The 15,033-nt window shown below is 50.1% G+C and carries 15 protein-coding genes; 11 read left to right on the forward strand and 4 right to left on the reverse strand.

Features of this window, described 5'->3' with window-relative positions:
• Positions 1 to 106 precede the first annotated feature (106 nt).
• Together N6G83_RS37670 and N6G83_RS37675 are read left to right on the forward strand one after the other, a co-directional pair.
• The gene (locus N6G83_RS37670; RefSeq protein ID WP_024527987.1) at positions 107 to 529 is read left to right on the forward strand and encodes a CidA/LrgA family protein; all 423 of its coding nucleotides are present in this window, start codon (positions 107 to 109) and stop codon (positions 527 to 529) included.
• Positions 522 to 1,211: an LrgB family protein gene (locus tag N6G83_RS37675; RefSeq protein WP_074031510.1), complete on the forward strand. Its 690-nt coding sequence runs from the start codon at positions 522 to 524 to the stop codon at positions 1,209 to 1,211. Before N6G83_RS37670 ends, N6G83_RS37675 begins: the two co-directional genes overlap by 8 nt.
• A 28-nt stretch (positions 1,212 to 1,239) precedes the next feature.
• On the opposite strand, the gene N6G83_RS37680 is transcribed toward N6G83_RS37675, so the two are convergent.
• Entirely contained in the window at positions 1,240 to 1,929 is a 690-nt protein-coding gene (locus N6G83_RS37680; protein ID WP_024527985.1) for a CTP synthase, read from the reverse strand.
• Between the two features lie 228 nt (positions 1,930 to 2,157).
• Positions 2,158 to 3,078: a kdo(2)-lipid IV(A) palmitoleoyltransferase gene (lpxP, locus tag N6G83_RS37685; RefSeq protein ID WP_024527984.1), complete on the reverse strand. Its 921-nt coding sequence runs from the start codon at positions 3,076 to 3,078 to the stop codon at positions 2,158 to 2,160.
• Between the two features lie 361 nt (positions 3,079 to 3,439).
• Between lpxP and N6G83_RS37690 the strand changes: the two genes are divergently transcribed.
• From N6G83_RS37690 to N6G83_RS37705, 4 genes are all read left to right on the forward strand, one after another.
• The gene (locus tag N6G83_RS37690) at positions 3,440 to 6,757 is read left to right on the forward strand and encodes an autotransporter domain-containing protein (protein ID WP_211135663.1); all 3,318 of its coding nucleotides are present in this window, start codon (positions 3,440 to 3,442) and stop codon (positions 6,755 to 6,757) included.
• Between the two features lie 279 nt (positions 6,758 to 7,036).
• Positions 7,037 to 8,266 (forward strand): site-specific integrase, encoded by a 1,230-nt coding sequence (locus N6G83_RS37695; protein ID WP_211135664.1) that lies wholly within the window; start codon positions 7,037 to 7,039, stop codon positions 8,264 to 8,266.
• Complete coding sequence (locus tag N6G83_RS37700) at positions 8,256 to 9,098, forward strand: hypothetical protein (protein ID WP_211135665.1); 843 nt, start codon at positions 8,256 to 8,258, stop codon at positions 9,096 to 9,098. The genes N6G83_RS37695 and N6G83_RS37700 overlap by 11 nt, the downstream gene beginning before the upstream one ends.
• Before the next feature lie 53 nt (positions 9,099 to 9,151).
• Positions 9,152 to 9,367: a helix-turn-helix transcriptional regulator gene (locus tag N6G83_RS37705; protein ID WP_211135666.1), complete on the forward strand. Its 216-nt coding sequence runs from the start codon at positions 9,152 to 9,154 to the stop codon at positions 9,365 to 9,367.
• Positions 9,368 to 9,568: 201 nt separating this feature from the next.
• On the opposite strand, the gene N6G83_RS37710 is transcribed toward N6G83_RS37705, so the two are convergent.
• Entirely contained in the window at positions 9,569 to 9,760 is a 192-nt protein-coding gene (locus N6G83_RS37710) for a toxin-antitoxin system HicB family antitoxin (RefSeq protein WP_211135667.1), read from the reverse strand.
• Positions 9,761 to 9,896: 136 nt separating this feature from the next.
• Here N6G83_RS37710 and N6G83_RS37715 point away from each other — a divergent pair, with 136 nt between their 5' ends.
• Genes N6G83_RS37715 through N6G83_RS37730 form a run of 4 tightly spaced genes read left to right on the forward strand, consistent with a single transcriptional unit; the run spans position 9,897 to position 12,859 of the window.
• Complete coding sequence (locus tag N6G83_RS37715) at positions 9,897 to 10,202, forward strand: host cell division inhibitor Icd-like protein (RefSeq protein WP_211135668.1); 306 nt, start codon at positions 9,897 to 9,899, stop codon at positions 10,200 to 10,202.
• Complete coding sequence (locus N6G83_RS37720; protein WP_211135669.1) at positions 10,195 to 10,392, forward strand: hypothetical protein; 198 nt, start codon at positions 10,195 to 10,197, stop codon at positions 10,390 to 10,392. Before N6G83_RS37715 ends, N6G83_RS37720 begins: the two co-directional genes overlap by 8 nt.
• Entirely contained in the window at positions 10,389 to 10,727 is a 339-nt protein-coding gene (locus N6G83_RS37725) for a hypothetical protein (protein ID WP_211135670.1), read from the forward strand. Before N6G83_RS37720 ends, N6G83_RS37725 begins: the two co-directional genes overlap by 4 nt.
• Entirely contained in the window at positions 10,724 to 12,859 is a 2,136-nt protein-coding gene (locus N6G83_RS37730) for a DUF927 domain-containing protein (RefSeq protein ID WP_211135671.1), read from the forward strand. Before N6G83_RS37725 ends, N6G83_RS37730 begins: the two co-directional genes overlap by 4 nt.
• A 397-nt stretch (positions 12,860 to 13,256) precedes the next feature.
• Here N6G83_RS37730 and N6G83_RS37735 read toward each other — a convergent pair whose 3' ends face one another.
• The gene (locus tag N6G83_RS37735) at positions 13,257 to 13,562 is read right to left on the reverse strand and encodes a hypothetical protein (protein ID WP_211135672.1); all 306 of its coding nucleotides are present in this window, start codon (positions 13,560 to 13,562) and stop codon (positions 13,257 to 13,259) included.
• 716 nt (positions 13,563 to 14,278) lie between these two features.
• Between N6G83_RS37735 and N6G83_RS37745 the strand changes: the two genes are divergently transcribed.
• Positions 14,279 to 15,007, forward strand: a complete 729-nt coding sequence (locus N6G83_RS37745) for a hypothetical protein (RefSeq protein WP_211135673.1) — start codon at positions 14,279 to 14,281, stop codon at positions 15,005 to 15,007.
• Positions 15,008 to 15,033: the final 26 nt, after the last annotated feature.

Here is a 15,033-nt window from a genome sequence, read left to right on the forward strand (position 1 = left end):
GGGAAACTATTCCCTTACGGCATGATGTTGATGATTTTAATTCATTTCAGGCAGGGTTTCCCGGCTGCGTATACTGTAAGCCGTGATTTTTTCTGAGGTTACTTTCATGTCTCTGGCGTTACGCCGTGCTGCGCCTGCTTTTCTGCTCCGCCTACAGGTGCCCATCCAGGTAGTGCTGTATGCTTTGTTATTCCTGCTTGCCGATCGGCTGGTGCAACAGTTTCATCTGCCTTTGCCCGCCAACATCGTGGGTATGTTGATGATGCTGGCGCTGATCCTGTTGCGCATTTTGCCGTTGAACTGGGTAAAAGCGGGGTCGCGTTGGCTACTGGCCGAAATGCTGCTGTTTTTTGTGCCAGCAGTGGTGGCGGTAGTGAACTATGCCCAACTGTTGATGGTGGAGGGCTGGAAGATTTTTCTGGTGATCGCTATCAGCACCATGCTGACGCTGGGAGCGACCGGGCTGGTGGTGGATCGCGTTTATCGTTTCGAGATCTGGCTGCAACGGCGGAAAATGCGTAATGAATGACGTGATCCTCAGCATCACCTGCCTGGTGGTGACATTGGTACTCTACTTTGCCAATAAAAGGCTCTACCGCCGCCGCCGTAGCCTGCTGTTGATGCCGTTGGTGCTGACGCCGATGGTATTGGTGCTGTTGCTGGTGGTGACGCATATCTCCTATCAGAGCTATATCGGTGAAACGCACTGGCTGCTGTGGCTGCTTGGCCCGGCAACTATTGCCTTTGCCGTGCCGGTATATGAAAACCTGCATATTATTCGTCGCCATTGGCTTTCTCTAACTGCCGGGGTGCTTACCGCTGTGGTGGTAGCCGTTTACAGCTCGGTGTGGCTGGCCCGTTGGTTGACGTTGCCTGATGAGGTGCAGCGTAGCCTGGCAGTGCGTTCCATTACGACGCCGTTTGCGCTGGAAGCGGCGAAGCAGATGGGCGGCCAACCTGACTTGGTGGCGCTGTTTGTGGTGATCACTGGCGTGTTTGGGATGGCGGTAGGTGATATTCTGTTCCTGCGCCTCTCGGTGCGCAGCGGTCTGGCAAAAGGAGCGGGGCTTGGTGCCTCTTCCCACGGAGCTGGTACCGCCAGAGCCTATGAGATAGGTCAGCAAGAAGGCGTAGTGTCCAGCCTGGTGATGATGTTAGCGGGGATTATCACGGTGATCGGGGCGCCATTGATTGGCCGCTTGATGTGGTAATGGGGGCAGGATTAGCCCCCGACAAGGTTTAGCGAGCGGCCTGGACCAGGGCCACAATCAGTGGGGAAAGCTCCCCACGTAACGCTGCACGTTCTGACTGGAACAGGGTAGCGGCATAAAAACGGTGCCCTGGCAGCTCCACCGAGCGAACATCGCCTTCAATATCATGCCCACTGATAATCAGTGGGTGTTGCTCCAAATCTGCCACAAATTCAGGGTTAACCCCAAAGTTACAGTGGTAGCCTTCGTGAGTCTCCAGCTTGCCATAGGCGCGGGCAATCAGCGAATTTGGCTGAAACAGGATGGTGCCGGTTTTCTCAACCAGTGAACAGCTCAGCGGTGCGATCACCAAGCGGCCCCCGCTATCGGTCTCCGCGTGGCCAGCATCGTGCCAACCCATCGCATTGCGAGCATATTCCACCACCGCATATTGAAACCCACCGCAAGACCCCAGAAAGGGGATGTTGTGCTCGCGAGCATGGCGGATCGTCATAAAGACGCCGTCATCGTTGCGATACGGGCTGCCAGGGACCACCCAGATAGCATCGTAGCCCTGTAGGGCAGAGACATCGGTCAACGTTTCTGTGGGGAGCCATTGGGATTGGATATCAAGATTCAGGTGTGAAGCGGTAAGTTGGAGAGCGACGGGGATGGCTTGGTGGGCAACAATTTCGCTGCAGTAATCACCAATCAGAGCGAGACGAACCTGTGTTTTCATCGTTTCTTTTTCCTGAGCGGGTAAAAAAGGATGTTACAGCAGAGTTAAAAACGGGTCTGTGGATTTTTCAGGGGGGAGCACAAAATGTTCGAGGGATTGAGAGCGTGCTACACATTGTTTGCCGTATCTGATTTCGGCTCCGTACGGCACCCTCTCCCTGTGGGAGAGGGTTGGGGTGAGGGGGATTGCCGCTCTCGGCTGAGCAACAGCACCTGCCAGAAAGCGGGTTTAATACAGTGAGGGCGAACCCGCCGGGCGCGTTTTGAAGCGGCGGTGCAGCCACAGATATTGCTCTGGAGCACGCATGATCTCTTTCTCTACCACTTTATTCATGTAGGCGGCAGCGGCCACTTCATTGTCAATTGGGTAGTCTTCTAACGCCGGCTGGATCAGCAGATCGTAGCCACAGCCTTTCGGGCGGCGGATCAGCACGACCGGCACCAGCGCCGGTTTGGCCATGCGGGCCAGCATAAAGGTACCGCTGGTGGTCGCTGCCTGATCGACGGCAAACAGCGGGGCAAACACGCTGCCACGCGGGCCGTAATCCTGATCGGGAGCAAACCATACGGCTTCGCCACGCTTCAGGGCTTGCACCATGCCGCGCAGATCTTTGCGATCCAGCATGGCTTTGTTGGAGCGCATACGGCCTTTGGTTTGTGCCCATTCCATCGCTTTATTGTTATGTGGACGATACATAGCCATCATTGGCTGACACAACCCCATCGCCCGGCCACCCAGCTCCAGCGACATGAAATGCACCCCAATTACCAGCACGCCACGGCCATTTTGTTGGGCCTGTTTCAGGTGGTTGATGCCGGTTACGTTGAACCAGCGCTTTACGCGTTTATCTGACCAGAACCAGGCTATGCCGGTTTCCAGCAGGCCCATACCGAGGGATTCGAAGTTACCGATAATTTTACGTTCGCGCTGCGCTTCATCCATCTCCGGGAAGCACAGTTCAAGATTGCGGCGGGTGATCGACACGCGGCGTTTCAAGAAGCGCATAGAGGTGCGGCCCATCCACCCGCCGAGCTTGTGCAGCACGGGATAGGGCAGTTGAACCAGCAGGAACAGTATCGCCAGGCCAAACCAGGTCAGCCAGTAGCGTGGGTGCAGTAACGCAAGTTTAAAAGTTTGTGGACGCTTCATATCAACTCTGTATGCGAAATGGGGTAGAAACCTGTAGCGCATAAAGAAGCGACTCAATAGCGATACCATACTCTGACACCCAGTCATGACGATCGTTTAGCCGTTGACTAAACCTTTACATTCGAAGGGCGGTTCGCACTGCTATCAGACTTCGGAAGGACGGCTGCTTGCCAGCGAAGGGGCTCTCGTATTTGCGATTATACCACACAAAACGTGGGTGTGAGAGTGGGTGGGGGATTCGTCTACAAAGGGTTATCCGAGGGCTATTTGGGTATTTCCTGTTAGTTATGTTGATTCTTTGTTTATATGAGGTATGTCCTTCTATACTGGAAGGAAATGGTTCCTTTCTTTGCATACAAGGATGGTTGATTTGAAAAAGCTTTTCATCTCGGCGGCGTTAACCGGTTTTTTCGCCAGTCACCCTAGCTACGCCGCAGACAGTTACCTGGTTTATAACACGAATAATGTTGCCGTCTTCCAGGTACGCTTCTTTGATGTGGGTGATGGCCCTTTTATGCCGAACTATCCGCAGCCAATTGAGTCGACCTGGGATCTGAATCACCAACAGAAAGAAAAAATACTGGATGCCATGCGGTACTGGGCTGAAGTTATTACCCCCAGACCCGATCAATTGCCAGCCATCATCAACGTAGGCACTTTTAATGAGGTGAATGCTGCAGGCTCCAGCGAATCGGTAACCGATGGTGTAATCAGCATTACACAACTGCAGGGGGCTTTGAACGGTATTGATACCGGCGAGCTAACCTTCGGTTCTCATGGCCAATTTATCATGGGAAAAATGGATTTTGATAATATTCCCTATGTTCCAGCGCAATTACCCCGCTCCGGAAAAACGGATCTGGTCAGTGTTGCCGTTCATGAATTGGCTCATGGGTTGGGTATCTCTAATATGGCCACCGATTGGGCTGGGGAGGGGACATTTACCCCAGCTTTTGACGCCGATCAGCCTTTTGGTTCCTGGACTGAGCATCTGCGTGATGACAATGGAAATCCGGCACGTCCCGGCCAGGTCATACTGTGCAAAGGGTGCAATAACGCATGGGATCCGCAAGGTTTTGATGTGCGCCTTGATAAGGGGTATTTCGCGGGTAAGCACGTGGATGAAGTGCTGGCGGGCGCCATGCCCGGCGTTCCGGTGAAAATGTTGGCTGATGATGGCTCGGTTGACGATAACTATATGAGCCATATCGAGCTGAAAAACAGCATGATGAGCCACCAGAATTACCGCAACTACACCACGTTTATGGAAGCCGAGTTGGCGTTATTGCAGGACATGGATTATCAGATCGACCGGCGTAATTTCTTCGGTTTTTCGCTCTACGGTGATGGGCAGACGCTGGTTAATCGACAGGGCTACTTTTTACGTAACAAGCAGGGCGATGGCTACATCACGGGGCAGTATAATACCGCGACATTGGGCGTTGGTTTGCATGTTTACGGCAGCAATAACCACATCTTCCAGCAAGCGGATCTGTTAACACTGGGCGCCGGTGGAGCAGGTATTCGTATCGATGGGCAAAACAACACGCTGAACGTTGAGCCTGGCACTCGCGTCTACGCTGACGGGGTCAATGGCCGCGGCGTGATGTTTGCTTATGGCAAGAACCACAATCTCATTCAGCGTGGCGATGTTCAAGCGCTAGGCGCTAATGGCGTTGCTCTCAGTTTTGATTTTGGCAATAACCTGCTGGGCAACGATGTGGATTACCGGGGATCCTGGATACATTATGTTGGTGGACAGGTTGCAACATTATTGCCGGAGCTACAGGGAGCGCTGGTCAATAATGCGGATATTAGCGGCCGGGTTGCCGCTAAAGGTGCGGCGATTTATATCTCGCCAAACGCGCTGGTCAACAATATCAATCTATTAAATGGTGCTCAGCTGGAAGGGAATATCTACTCGGATTATAACCAGTTGGATGAGCATGGCCAGCAGCGCCTGACCCAGTTTACCTTTGGGCGCCTGGCCAATTTGCAAGGGCAGGCAACCGATCAGGCAGACCCCAAATTCCGGTTCAACTATCGGGGAAATATTGAAGGTATCGACAATCTGGCGCTGAGCACTCGCGGGGGGATCACTTCGCTTAATGGTCACCACCAGATTTACAGCATGTCTATCGCACCAGGTTCCACGCTGGCTGGCAACAGCGATTATACCTTGAACCCGGCGGGCCGCTTTGTGAATGACGGTATCCTCGCGCCGGGGAATTCGCTAGGGCAAATCGAGGTCACCGGCCTCTATCAACAGGGCGAGAAGGGGCAGTTGCTGTTAGAGGTCGATGGCCGTGGTGGACACGATACCCTGGTGGTTAATGGCCATGCTGCATTCAACGGTCAGCTAACGTTTGCGCCTCAGCCAGACTGGTATGCCACAGACTGGCGGCTGGATTCGGGCGAGATGCTGAAAGCCACCTCGCATAGCGGAGAATTCAGCACGGTGGACGGGTTACTCAGTTCGCCTACGCTGGCCTTGCAGGCAACGCCGCAGGGTGAGGATCGTTGGCAACTCGCGATGTTGCGTGCAGACAACGCCTACAGCCAGTATGCCCAGGACAGCAATGCGCGGCAGGTTGGCCAGGCGCTGGACCACATTGTGTCTGGCGCGGGTGCAGACATCCAGCCGTTGTACCGCACATTGGACTTCTCTGCTGTCGACGGACGGAGCATCAGCAGCGCTTTGCAGCAACTTTCGCCCGCAGCCTACAGTGCGATGTTCGCCAGTTCTCTTAATCGCGAACAACAGATTACGCGGATCGTCAGCGGATCTCATTCCACCACGCCAGAGCAGCAGGTTGCAGGCGAATGGCATAGTTTTGCCATACCCTTTGGTGGCGGTTTTTGGCAGCAGCGCCAAGGCGATCGGGTTGGCTATGATGCCAGCAGCTACGGCATAGTCTTTGGTGCTGAAAAGCACAGTGAGCAGAATAGCGACTGGGTTTATGGCTTCCATGGTGCGGTCAGTGGGCAATCGGTAACGGTCAAATCACCGGAAAACGCCACCGGTAAAACCACGGCTTTCGATCTGGGCATCCAGGCTCGTTATGCCGCCGATCGGCAAGCGGGGATGTATTTATTCGGCAATGGTCGGTTTGGCATTGAAGATAGCCGTTTGGATCGCAGCATCAGCGTCGAGACTTATCAGGCGAGCCAACATGCCAGTTGGACCGGCCTGGCGGGTTCTGTAGCTGCTGGTGGCGGCTACCGCTGGGCGCTGAATGACCAATGGAGCGCTGGCCCGGTGGCCGCACTGAATTACACGACCCTGCATCGCCCAAGCGTGACGGAAACGGGCAACGACAGTAGCCGCCTGGCGCTAGGTTCTAGCACTTTTGATTCTCTGCGCTCCAGCATTGGGGTCAACAGCAGTTGGGATCTTCCGCTCTCTTCGGGCGCTGCTATTGCTGCCGATCTGCAACTTACCTGGGATCATGAGTTGCTGGATAGCGACGTATCGCAAGAAGCCTCTTTCGCCAACTACCGCACGGCGAGCTTCAGCAACAAGAATCAGGTGACTGGGCGTGACTCCATGGGGGTGAAAGCCGGAGTTCGTTACCAAATCAATAGGGATGTGGAGCTGGGCTTGGGGGTAGAGAGCGATCTGTTCCGTTCTGGTTATGACTCGGTAGCGGGTAACCTATCGGCCACCTGGCGTTTCTGACAGGCCGGTATGATAAAAGAAAAAGGCGCTTGACCCATGAGGTAAAAGCGCCTTTTTTCAACAGCTTGACTGACTAGTATCAGTTCATGCCGTATTCTATGAACCACTGTTTTTTATGGTTTGTTAATAAGTGTTGTTGTTTAATTATGTATTTGTAATTAAATGATAATTTGATTTTCATTGTTCGTGCTTGTTTATTGTGGTTTAGCCTATTACATTAGTTCGTGTATCACGTGGTATATCACGTAAGGATGATGAACTGAGATTTCAGGCGGTTTTATGGCTGGCGGCACGAACAAGCTAAGTGACAAAAAACTAAGAGCACTACTCAATACTCCCCGGGAAAAAGAAGCCGTGATAGCTGATGGTAGTGGGCTAACTATCAGGATTTCGAAGTCTGGCGTAATTAGCTGGGTGTATACCTACCGGTTGGGTGGCCGAAGCGCAAAGTTGGAACGTCTTAAACTCGGGAATTACCCGGATATGAGTCTTAAGCTAGCAAGAGAAAAGCGCGATCAGTGCCGTTCTTGGCTGGCAGACAGCAAAGATCCAAAGCATCAGTTAAACCTCACGACAGCGGAAACCCTTAAGCCTGTCACTGTTGAAGATGCTCTGAGGTACTGGATCAAAGAGTACGCAGTCGATCACCGCGCCAACGTCGAACGGCATAAGGCCCAGCTCGGCAAGCATGTTTACCCATATATTGGTGCTTTGCCATTGTCACAGTGTGAAACACGCCATTGGCTGGAATGTTTTGATCGGATGAAGAAAGAAACTCCGGTGGCGGCGGGATACGTTTTCCAGATGTGTAAGCAAGCCCTCAAGTTCTGCCGTGTGCGCCGCTATGCTATCAGCAACGCCCTGGACGATCTGACGATACCCGATGTGGGTAGCAAGCAGGATAAGGGTGATAGGAGTCACACTGACGATGAAATCGGGCAAATATGGAAAGCCAGTCAACAATTAAAATTCAAACCTTATTACGCCGCTATGCTTCGTTTGCTGGTGGTGTTCGGCTGCCGTTCCCAAGAAGTCAGGTTGTCCACCTGGCCAGAATGGGATCTGAAAAGGTGGGTGTGGACGGTACCCAAGGAACACAGTAAGGGAGGAGCTAAAATAGTTCGTCCAGTGCCAGAAGCCATGAGGCCGCTTATCGAGGATTTACACCGCCAGCATAAAGACAGCGGCTTACTGTTGGGTGAGATAAAGGAATCAAGCGCAGTAAGCGCTTGGGGCCGCCTGGTCTGGAAGCGTTTGGGTCACGTTGAACCCTGGTCGCTTCACGATATCCGGCGCACGTTCGCCACCAAACTTAATGATCTGGGGGTTGCTCCGCACATTGTTGAACAGTTGCTCGGCCATATTATGCCGGGAGTGATGGCGGTATATAACCTAAGTCAATATATGCCAGAAAAGTTGGAAGCGTTGAATATGTGGTATGAGCGCTTAGGGCTACTGGCTGGTGATCATGAAAACGTTGTTTTGTTGAAGGTGAAACATGAAAAATAATAATGTATCTATTCCATTTTTATATTGTAAGTTGGATCGTGCGGCAAAATTGTTAAATTGCGAGCCTATTGACTTGATTCACCTTGGAGTTGTTGGTGGTATAGAGCTTTGTGTAATGCTTAAAGGGTTTTATTCTGAGGTTTTTCTCACTAAAGAACAACTATTGCCAGGTGATGAACAGGCGTTAATAAAACGATTTTGTCAATATTCTTCTTTCCATTTTAAAAAAAAAGATAAAAATAAATCATGGATGGAAGAAATAGAATGGGTGAGTGATGAGATATTCTGTGCAAAAGGGCATGCTTATGGGCTTTGGGTTCTTACTGATGGCATTGAACATCTTGAACATTTTGGTGAAATGACGCACCAAGGCTCACTTTTCTTGCCAGGATCGAATCATCACATTGTCATTAGCCATACTGTGGGGCTTGATGAAAAAAATCCTTACCCACCGGTAAATATTACTCTTAATGATGTTTACATAACAAAGTCAGACATAGATAAAATCATGAGTGGCAAAGTTGGTGAGCTAAGCATCAACACCAGGGTTCGTGATGATATATATGAAGTAAAAAATGTGTCGAGAATTACAGAAAATAAAAAGAATAAACTAATTAAAGCCCTCATCGAGGTAGCATACGGAAAGGGTTCATCAGAACGGCCTCGTTCGCTTCTTAATGAGGAAAGATCGACCGGTGAACTGTTGATAGACCTTCATAAAATGGGTATAGAACCACCGGTAACAGGTTCAACCCTTGCTGCTTATCTGAAGGATGTAGAGCTTGATTATGTGGAAGTCTACACACCGCCTGTGGAAAATTCCAAAAAGTAATATTCCTGCACCATAAGCTCCTTGCGAACTAAAGCAAACCGTAAGGAGCCGTAATGAACAATCAAATATATACCACTGACCGTACTATTCGCGAACCCGAGTGTCATAAGATCACTGGGTTATGCCGTACTACTCGCTATTTAATGGAAAAAGAAGGCAAATTTCCTGCTCGCCGGAAACTTGGCGGCCGAGCTGTCGGTTGGATTCTGTCAGAGATTCTGACCTGGCAGCAAAGTCAGCCAAAAGTCACCAGTGATAAAGTGGTGTGAGGCAGTTATGGCATATAAAATAAAAGCGGCCTTGCAAGGCCGCCAGAATCGTTTCACGGGATCGAAGCAAAGAGCGAATATCGCACCGATCGAGCTGGTCAACTTAACCGGAGGCGGAATTTTACCAACGGACTTGGATGATTTTAATTGTAGGTCGGGTATACATTTCAATTCTGTTTCTGGCACACAATTTGCGCTCCATCAGCCTTTTGGCTCTATACCTTGCCTGCGGAGTTCTTCCCGGGCTAATTCTTTGAACCAGTTGCCAAGGCTAACACCAGATTTGGCTGCGGCTTCGTCCAGTTGTTCCCGCAGTTCTGGGGAAATTCGGATTTGGAACGTCGGTGATTTACCAGAGACGGATTGTTTAGTATCACGTTTAATAGTTGACATGTACGTACCCACAAGATTAGGATTAAAACATTCAGGTACGTACCCTAGCATATGGGAGCCTGAAAATAAAACGCCCTCGAAAGGTATTCGCAGTACCAAACGAGGGCTCACCAAACCGTTAAGTGAGGTAACGATTATGGCTGACATCCAGTCTACCCAAACTCGCCCTAAATATCACTTCCGCTTCCTGGCCCTCGATCGTGCGAATCGGAAAGCTGCGCCTTGCTGCATATCCGTTGACGCCAGTTCTGAGCGTGAAGCTCGCAGCATTTTGGCACCGTACTTCATCTTGTCTTTGGCGGCGCAGTTGCCAGTGTGTGGTGAAAATCCCCAAACAGATTTATCTATTTCGAAAATCGAAATGGTTGAAGGTATGGCGCAAATCACCTCCCCTTTAACCGCTGGGAAAAAACCTACGGTTCGGGAGGTGCGCCATGCATAGCTTATCTCAAACCCTCACCTCATCGATCCTGTTGGTACGCCAGTGCAAAGCGTTGAATAGGGTTCTTATCTCCGATATGGAAATGGATACCGAGGATTTTGAATCGCTGGGCATGATTCTGGCCGAAAAATTGGCGATTCTCGATACTCTGCTTTGCCAGGCAGAAATAGCTCAAGTGCGGGGGCAATGATGGATCAGATGAAATACATCGAACTGGAGAAACGCGTTCAGGCGCTCGAACTGGCTTTGGCTGCTATCCAGCATAAAGACATTGTGCCGGAAGGCATGGCTCCATTAACCACGCTGGCAGCTGAAATGGGTTTTTCCACCAGCAAAGCGGAAGAATTGGCACGCAACTGCGGCGTAATGATCGTTCGCCAAGGCACTGGCCACATCGTGCATGAAGCGAAGTTCCGTGAAGCGGCGCTGCTGGTAATCAGGGGAGCCAAACGGAAATACGGCAGCAAATACTGGTTTCACCCGACGATCGGTAAATTCATCATGACTAAGGGAGCCCTAGCATGAGAAATGCACCGAATGTTAAGCAGTTGCCAAGAGATAAGCTTACGGAGGCGATTATTTTCGCTGGTGCAGATGCTTATGCCCACGCTCAGCATTGGATAGAGAGCGAGGGAAAAAGGCACGGTGATAATATTCCGCCTGTTTATCTAGGTAGTAAGCAGTTGGCTGATCTGGGTAACCTGCGCATTATCGACAAAGGACGACAGTCTGCCCGCGTTTATCTGGCCGGTAATATAGAACCCATTCAGATTAATGCTATTGGCGAAAAATTGGCTCTGGCGGGCGTGCTGGAGGCGAAACTCTACAAGGGTATTCCCGATCGAGATCCGGAGAATTGGCGGGAGTATTTAGCCAGGGTGCGCGAACAGGCCGAACACGGAGAAAGTCTGGTAGAGGAAATTAAACGGGCAAAGGGGAAGCATGGGCCATCAGACGAACTGGCCCCACGCGTAGAATCCCGCCCTGGTGGCTTGTATTGGGTGACCCCAAAAATCGATAAACAGTCTGGAGAGGTGATCCGCCCCGGTCAGTGGTTATGCGGCGTGGTGGATGTACTGGGCGCGGGTGAAGGTGACGGTAGCGATTTTGTGATCTTGCGCTGGCAACCGATAGGAAACCGTCCGGAACGAACAGAAGCTATCCAGGCTGGTGATATTGGTAATCGTGAGGGCTGGACTCGATTGAGTAACCGGGGATTACGCGTCACAGCAAATCCCCGTCTACGAGCCATTCTTGCCGATCATCTGACTGACAGTGATACCGGCGAACTGTGGAATGTAGCTACGCTTTCAGGTTGGCAGCACGGCGCTTATATCATGCCAGATGGCGAAATCATCGGCGACGCGGAAAAGCGCGTCGTATTCCACGGGAGAAGCGCAACGGCATCGGGCTATACCGTTGCGGGAACACCTGAGAGTTGGCGCGACAATGTGGCTAAGCTGGTGGCAGGCAATCCCTCGATGATGTTGGGTGTTGCTGCTGCGTTGGTTGCACCATTGGTGGGACTGGTAGGCGCTGACGGTTTTGGCGTGCATTTCTTCCAGCAGTCCAGCGCTGGCAAGACCACTACAGCGAATATCGCCAGCAGCCTTTACGGTAACCCGGACATGTTGCGCCTGACATGGTATGGCACGGCGCTGGGTATTGCCAACGAAGCGCAGGCACATCATGACGGGCTGCTTGCACTGGATGAGGTTGGTCAGGGGGCAGATCCAAAATCGGTTGCTACTTCGGCATACACGCTGTTTAACGGTTCGGGGAAATTACAGGGCGCTAAAGAGGGTGGTAACCGGGAGTTAAAGCGCTGGCGAACGGTGGCGATCAGCACCGGGGAAATGGATATCGAAACCTATCTGCTTAGTCATGGCATTAAACCCAAGGCTGGGCAACTGGTGCGCCTGCTCAATGTACCGATGGAGAAAGCGACGGTATTTCATGGCCTACCATCAGGTAAAGCTCATGCCGATGCCCTGCGTGACGCATGGACGGCGCATCACGGTGCGGCTGGTCGTGAGTGGGTACGATGGCTTGCCGGCCACCAGCAAGAAGCACAGGAGACAACTGGTGCAGCACGCGAACGTTGGCGCGGGCTTATTCCCGAAAGTTACGGTGAGCAGGTTCACCGCGTTGGAGAGAAATTCGCACTGATGGAGGCAGCGCTGATTCTCGCTGCCAATATTACCGGCTGGGATACTCAGGCATGCAGGGATGCTATTCAGCACAGTTTTAACTCCTGGGTAAAAGAATTTGGAACCGGCAACAAAGAGCACCAGCAGATTATTGAACAGACAGAGGCATTTCTCAATGCGTATGGCCAGAGCCGATTTGCTCCTCTTGATTATGACCCGCGTGATTTACCGATTCCCGAGGTTTTGGGGTATCGCGACAGCGGCGAGCATTTCAACGATCCCGTATTGTTTTATGTCCTGCCGACGCCGTTTAAAAATCAGGTCGCAAAGGGGTTTAACAAGGATACGGCTGCGAGAATTCTTCACGAGGCCGGGATGTTGAAAAAGCCAGCGAGCGGCAAGGGCTGGCAAATCAGAACGCCGCGGTTAAAGCATCAGAACAACGCTCGTCAGTGGACCTACGTTCTGCTCTTTGCCCCGGAACCGGTAGAGGTGGATAGCGAATAGCTTACACGTATGTGTAAAAACAGTTATCCCAGTTATCCCAGCTATATATGAGTGAACTTAATATATTGTTACTTATAAAGATTAGTAAGGGAAGCTGGGATAACCTTGGGATAAAACAGGCTGTTTTGGGATAAGTCGTGGTGAATTTGGGACAACTTTCTTTTTGCTGATGGATGGGATAACTAAATAATGGGGAGAGTTGTCCCAAAGTTAGGTAAAGCTATCCCAAAATTAAAGTATAAAATAAACAAAATCATATTGTTACACTGATTGGGATAGATGGGACAGGTGGGATAACTAATTTTGTAGGCTTATAGGCATTTTTAGTGAGCACGACCGCAAGAATCACAGCATGTGATCAACTGATGGCCGATGTATTAGCAATGACCTGCAATGGCTATTTTTGTTTTAGTGATCTGATAATTGAACTCATGTCTATCTTGTTGGTTTCATTATGCTTATCTATTTCTTTAAGATTTTTTGCGATAGATCTTAGCTCTTTCTTTTCTTGCCTCCGGGATGCTCTATTTTCCACCCAATTTCCTATATAACCCAGAAGCCAAAGGGAGCCCACGGCCAAAAGCGATACAGCCAGCAGAGGGAATACAATCCAAGAAGCATAGCCAAGTGTTTCCCCCACAGCGGGATAGAGCTTTAAGACGATAAGTCCAAGAAAAATGATGATTACTGCCTGACCACGCATAAAACCTCCTTCATTCCCCTCCAAAGATATGACAAGCGCCACACCCTACGCAACGGCAGTATACCCACCCTCGATCTTTTAATCATCGAGTACAGCCACCAATGCAAATAATCTCACAATTCCTTAGGTTGTAACCGTGCAAAACATAGCAGAATGGTAAAAAGCAGTAATCCTGCCATGCCTAAACCCTCGCTGGTGGCCTAACCAGCTTTCCCACAGCATTGGATACAAGAGCGATGGTTATTGGGCGGTGTTTGGCTGCTCAAGTTGTCATGACATTATCGATGGGCGGTTACCTTATGACTGTTGGCCTGGAGAACTGGAGGAAACCAATTTGCAGGGGTTACCTGGTACCTATCGGCAAAGGCTGGAAAATGGTGGATGCGTTAGTAAAACGGATATTGATGACATCCGAAGAGGCTGTTGCCTGATTCATATCCCCACTGAGGGAAAGCATGAGTCGAAGCCAGTAAGAAATGTGGGTTAAGGGGGGAGGCTGGATCTTTTCCAGTTCTGCCTTGAGGTTGTTACGCAAGGCTTTAGGCCGGAATGCAGTTCAAAATGGTAACCTTACTGTTGAGCAGGAGGCTTGGGTGAGGGGCTTTCTCATCAAAGATTTCACTGTGTGCGTGGTTTTTGAGTTTTTGGCTTTGCCAAAGTAGTACTAGTGATAGTAAATTATACGAATCAAGGAAAGCATACTATAAAGGCTGAGAATGAAAAAAATTGAAAATCCGGCAGAGAGACTTCATGACCTTTTAGTTAAAGGAAAATCCATGTCTGGGAACGTAAAGTGTAAAGATAATTGGATTGCACTTTTAGCATTATCTGAGCCAACGGAGGCTAATGTCCTTCGTGGTATTGCAGCCGTAAGTGAGTTACCTCAAAAGATACTTTACATTAGAGATGAGTTAATTAAGAGCAAAAGAGGCCGGTCACAACATTGGTTGAGACAGGTTAACTCTGCTTTTTCTGAGCAAACACTTACTTCTGACTGGAGTACATTCACTCGGCATATTGATGATGTGACAATCTCAGAGCTTGATTTCCTGGCAATGGTTTTTGAAGGTGCGAATCAAGAGGAAGGGCTTAATGAGGAAGAGTTACTTTCTTTTAAACAGCGTATTCTGGAACTAAGGGAAGAAGTATTAAATAGCGATATAGATCAGGATGTCAGGTTCGCAATCGTAGAGCTATTGAAGAAAACCTTAGAGGCGATTGAGCTGTATCAATTGACGGGGGCAGGCCCAATAATGGAAGCGGTTGAGTTATCCGTTGGAAAGATTATGTTTAACGAAAAACTTCAGGAGGAAGTTAAGACAGGAACGGTTGGTAAGAAATTAGCTGGAATAATGGGAGGGCTTGCAAGTATTGTAGTCGTTGCTCAAGGTATAAAAGAAATAGCCCCACCAGTTATAAGCTTTTTAGGTAAAATTAATTATTGATGTATCTGTCTAAATAATTTTAGACT

The sequence above is a fragment of the Serratia sp. PL7 genome (genome assembly GCF_945957435.1).

Excerpts from the sequence above, each read along its gene's own strand:
- N6G83_RS37670 (WP_024527987.1), top strand. The coding sequence starts at position 107 with ATGTCTCTGGCGTTACGCCGTGCTGCGCCTGCTTTTCTGCTCCGCCTA.
- N6G83_RS37675 (WP_074031510.1), top strand. The coding sequence starts at position 522 with ATGAATGACGTGATCCTCAGCATCACCTGCCTGGTGGTGACATTGGTA.
- N6G83_RS37680 (WP_024527985.1), bottom strand. The coding sequence starts at position 1,929 with ATGAAAACACAGGTTCGTCTCGCTCTGATTGGTGATTACTGCAGCGAA.
- lpxP (WP_024527984.1), bottom strand. The coding sequence starts at position 3,078 with ATGAAGCGTCCACAAACTTTTAAACTTGCGTTACTGCACCCACGCTAC.
- N6G83_RS37690 (WP_211135663.1), top strand. The coding sequence starts at position 3,440 with ATGGTTGATTTGAAAAAGCTTTTCATCTCGGCGGCGTTAACCGGTTTT.
- N6G83_RS37695 (WP_211135664.1), top strand. The coding sequence starts at position 7,037 with ATGGCTGGCGGCACGAACAAGCTAAGTGACAAAAAACTAAGAGCACTA.
- N6G83_RS37700 (WP_211135665.1), top strand. The coding sequence starts at position 8,256 with ATGAAAAATAATAATGTATCTATTCCATTTTTATATTGTAAGTTGGAT.
- N6G83_RS37705 (WP_211135666.1), top strand. The coding sequence starts at position 9,152 with ATGAACAATCAAATATATACCACTGACCGTACTATTCGCGAACCCGAG.
- N6G83_RS37710 (WP_211135667.1), bottom strand. The coding sequence starts at position 9,760 with ATGTCAACTATTAAACGTGATACTAAACAATCCGTCTCTGGTAAATCA.
- N6G83_RS37715 (WP_211135668.1), top strand. The coding sequence starts at position 9,897 with ATGGCTGACATCCAGTCTACCCAAACTCGCCCTAAATATCACTTCCGC.
- N6G83_RS37720 (WP_211135669.1), top strand. The coding sequence starts at position 10,195 with ATGCATAGCTTATCTCAAACCCTCACCTCATCGATCCTGTTGGTACGC.
- N6G83_RS37725 (WP_211135670.1), top strand. The coding sequence starts at position 10,389 with ATGATGGATCAGATGAAATACATCGAACTGGAGAAACGCGTTCAGGCG.
- N6G83_RS37730 (WP_211135671.1), top strand. The coding sequence starts at position 10,724 with ATGAGAAATGCACCGAATGTTAAGCAGTTGCCAAGAGATAAGCTTACG.
- N6G83_RS37735 (WP_211135672.1), bottom strand. The coding sequence starts at position 13,562 with ATGCGTGGTCAGGCAGTAATCATCATTTTTCTTGGACTTATCGTCTTA.
- N6G83_RS37745 (WP_211135673.1), top strand. The coding sequence starts at position 14,279 with ATGAAAAAAATTGAAAATCCGGCAGAGAGACTTCATGACCTTTTAGTT.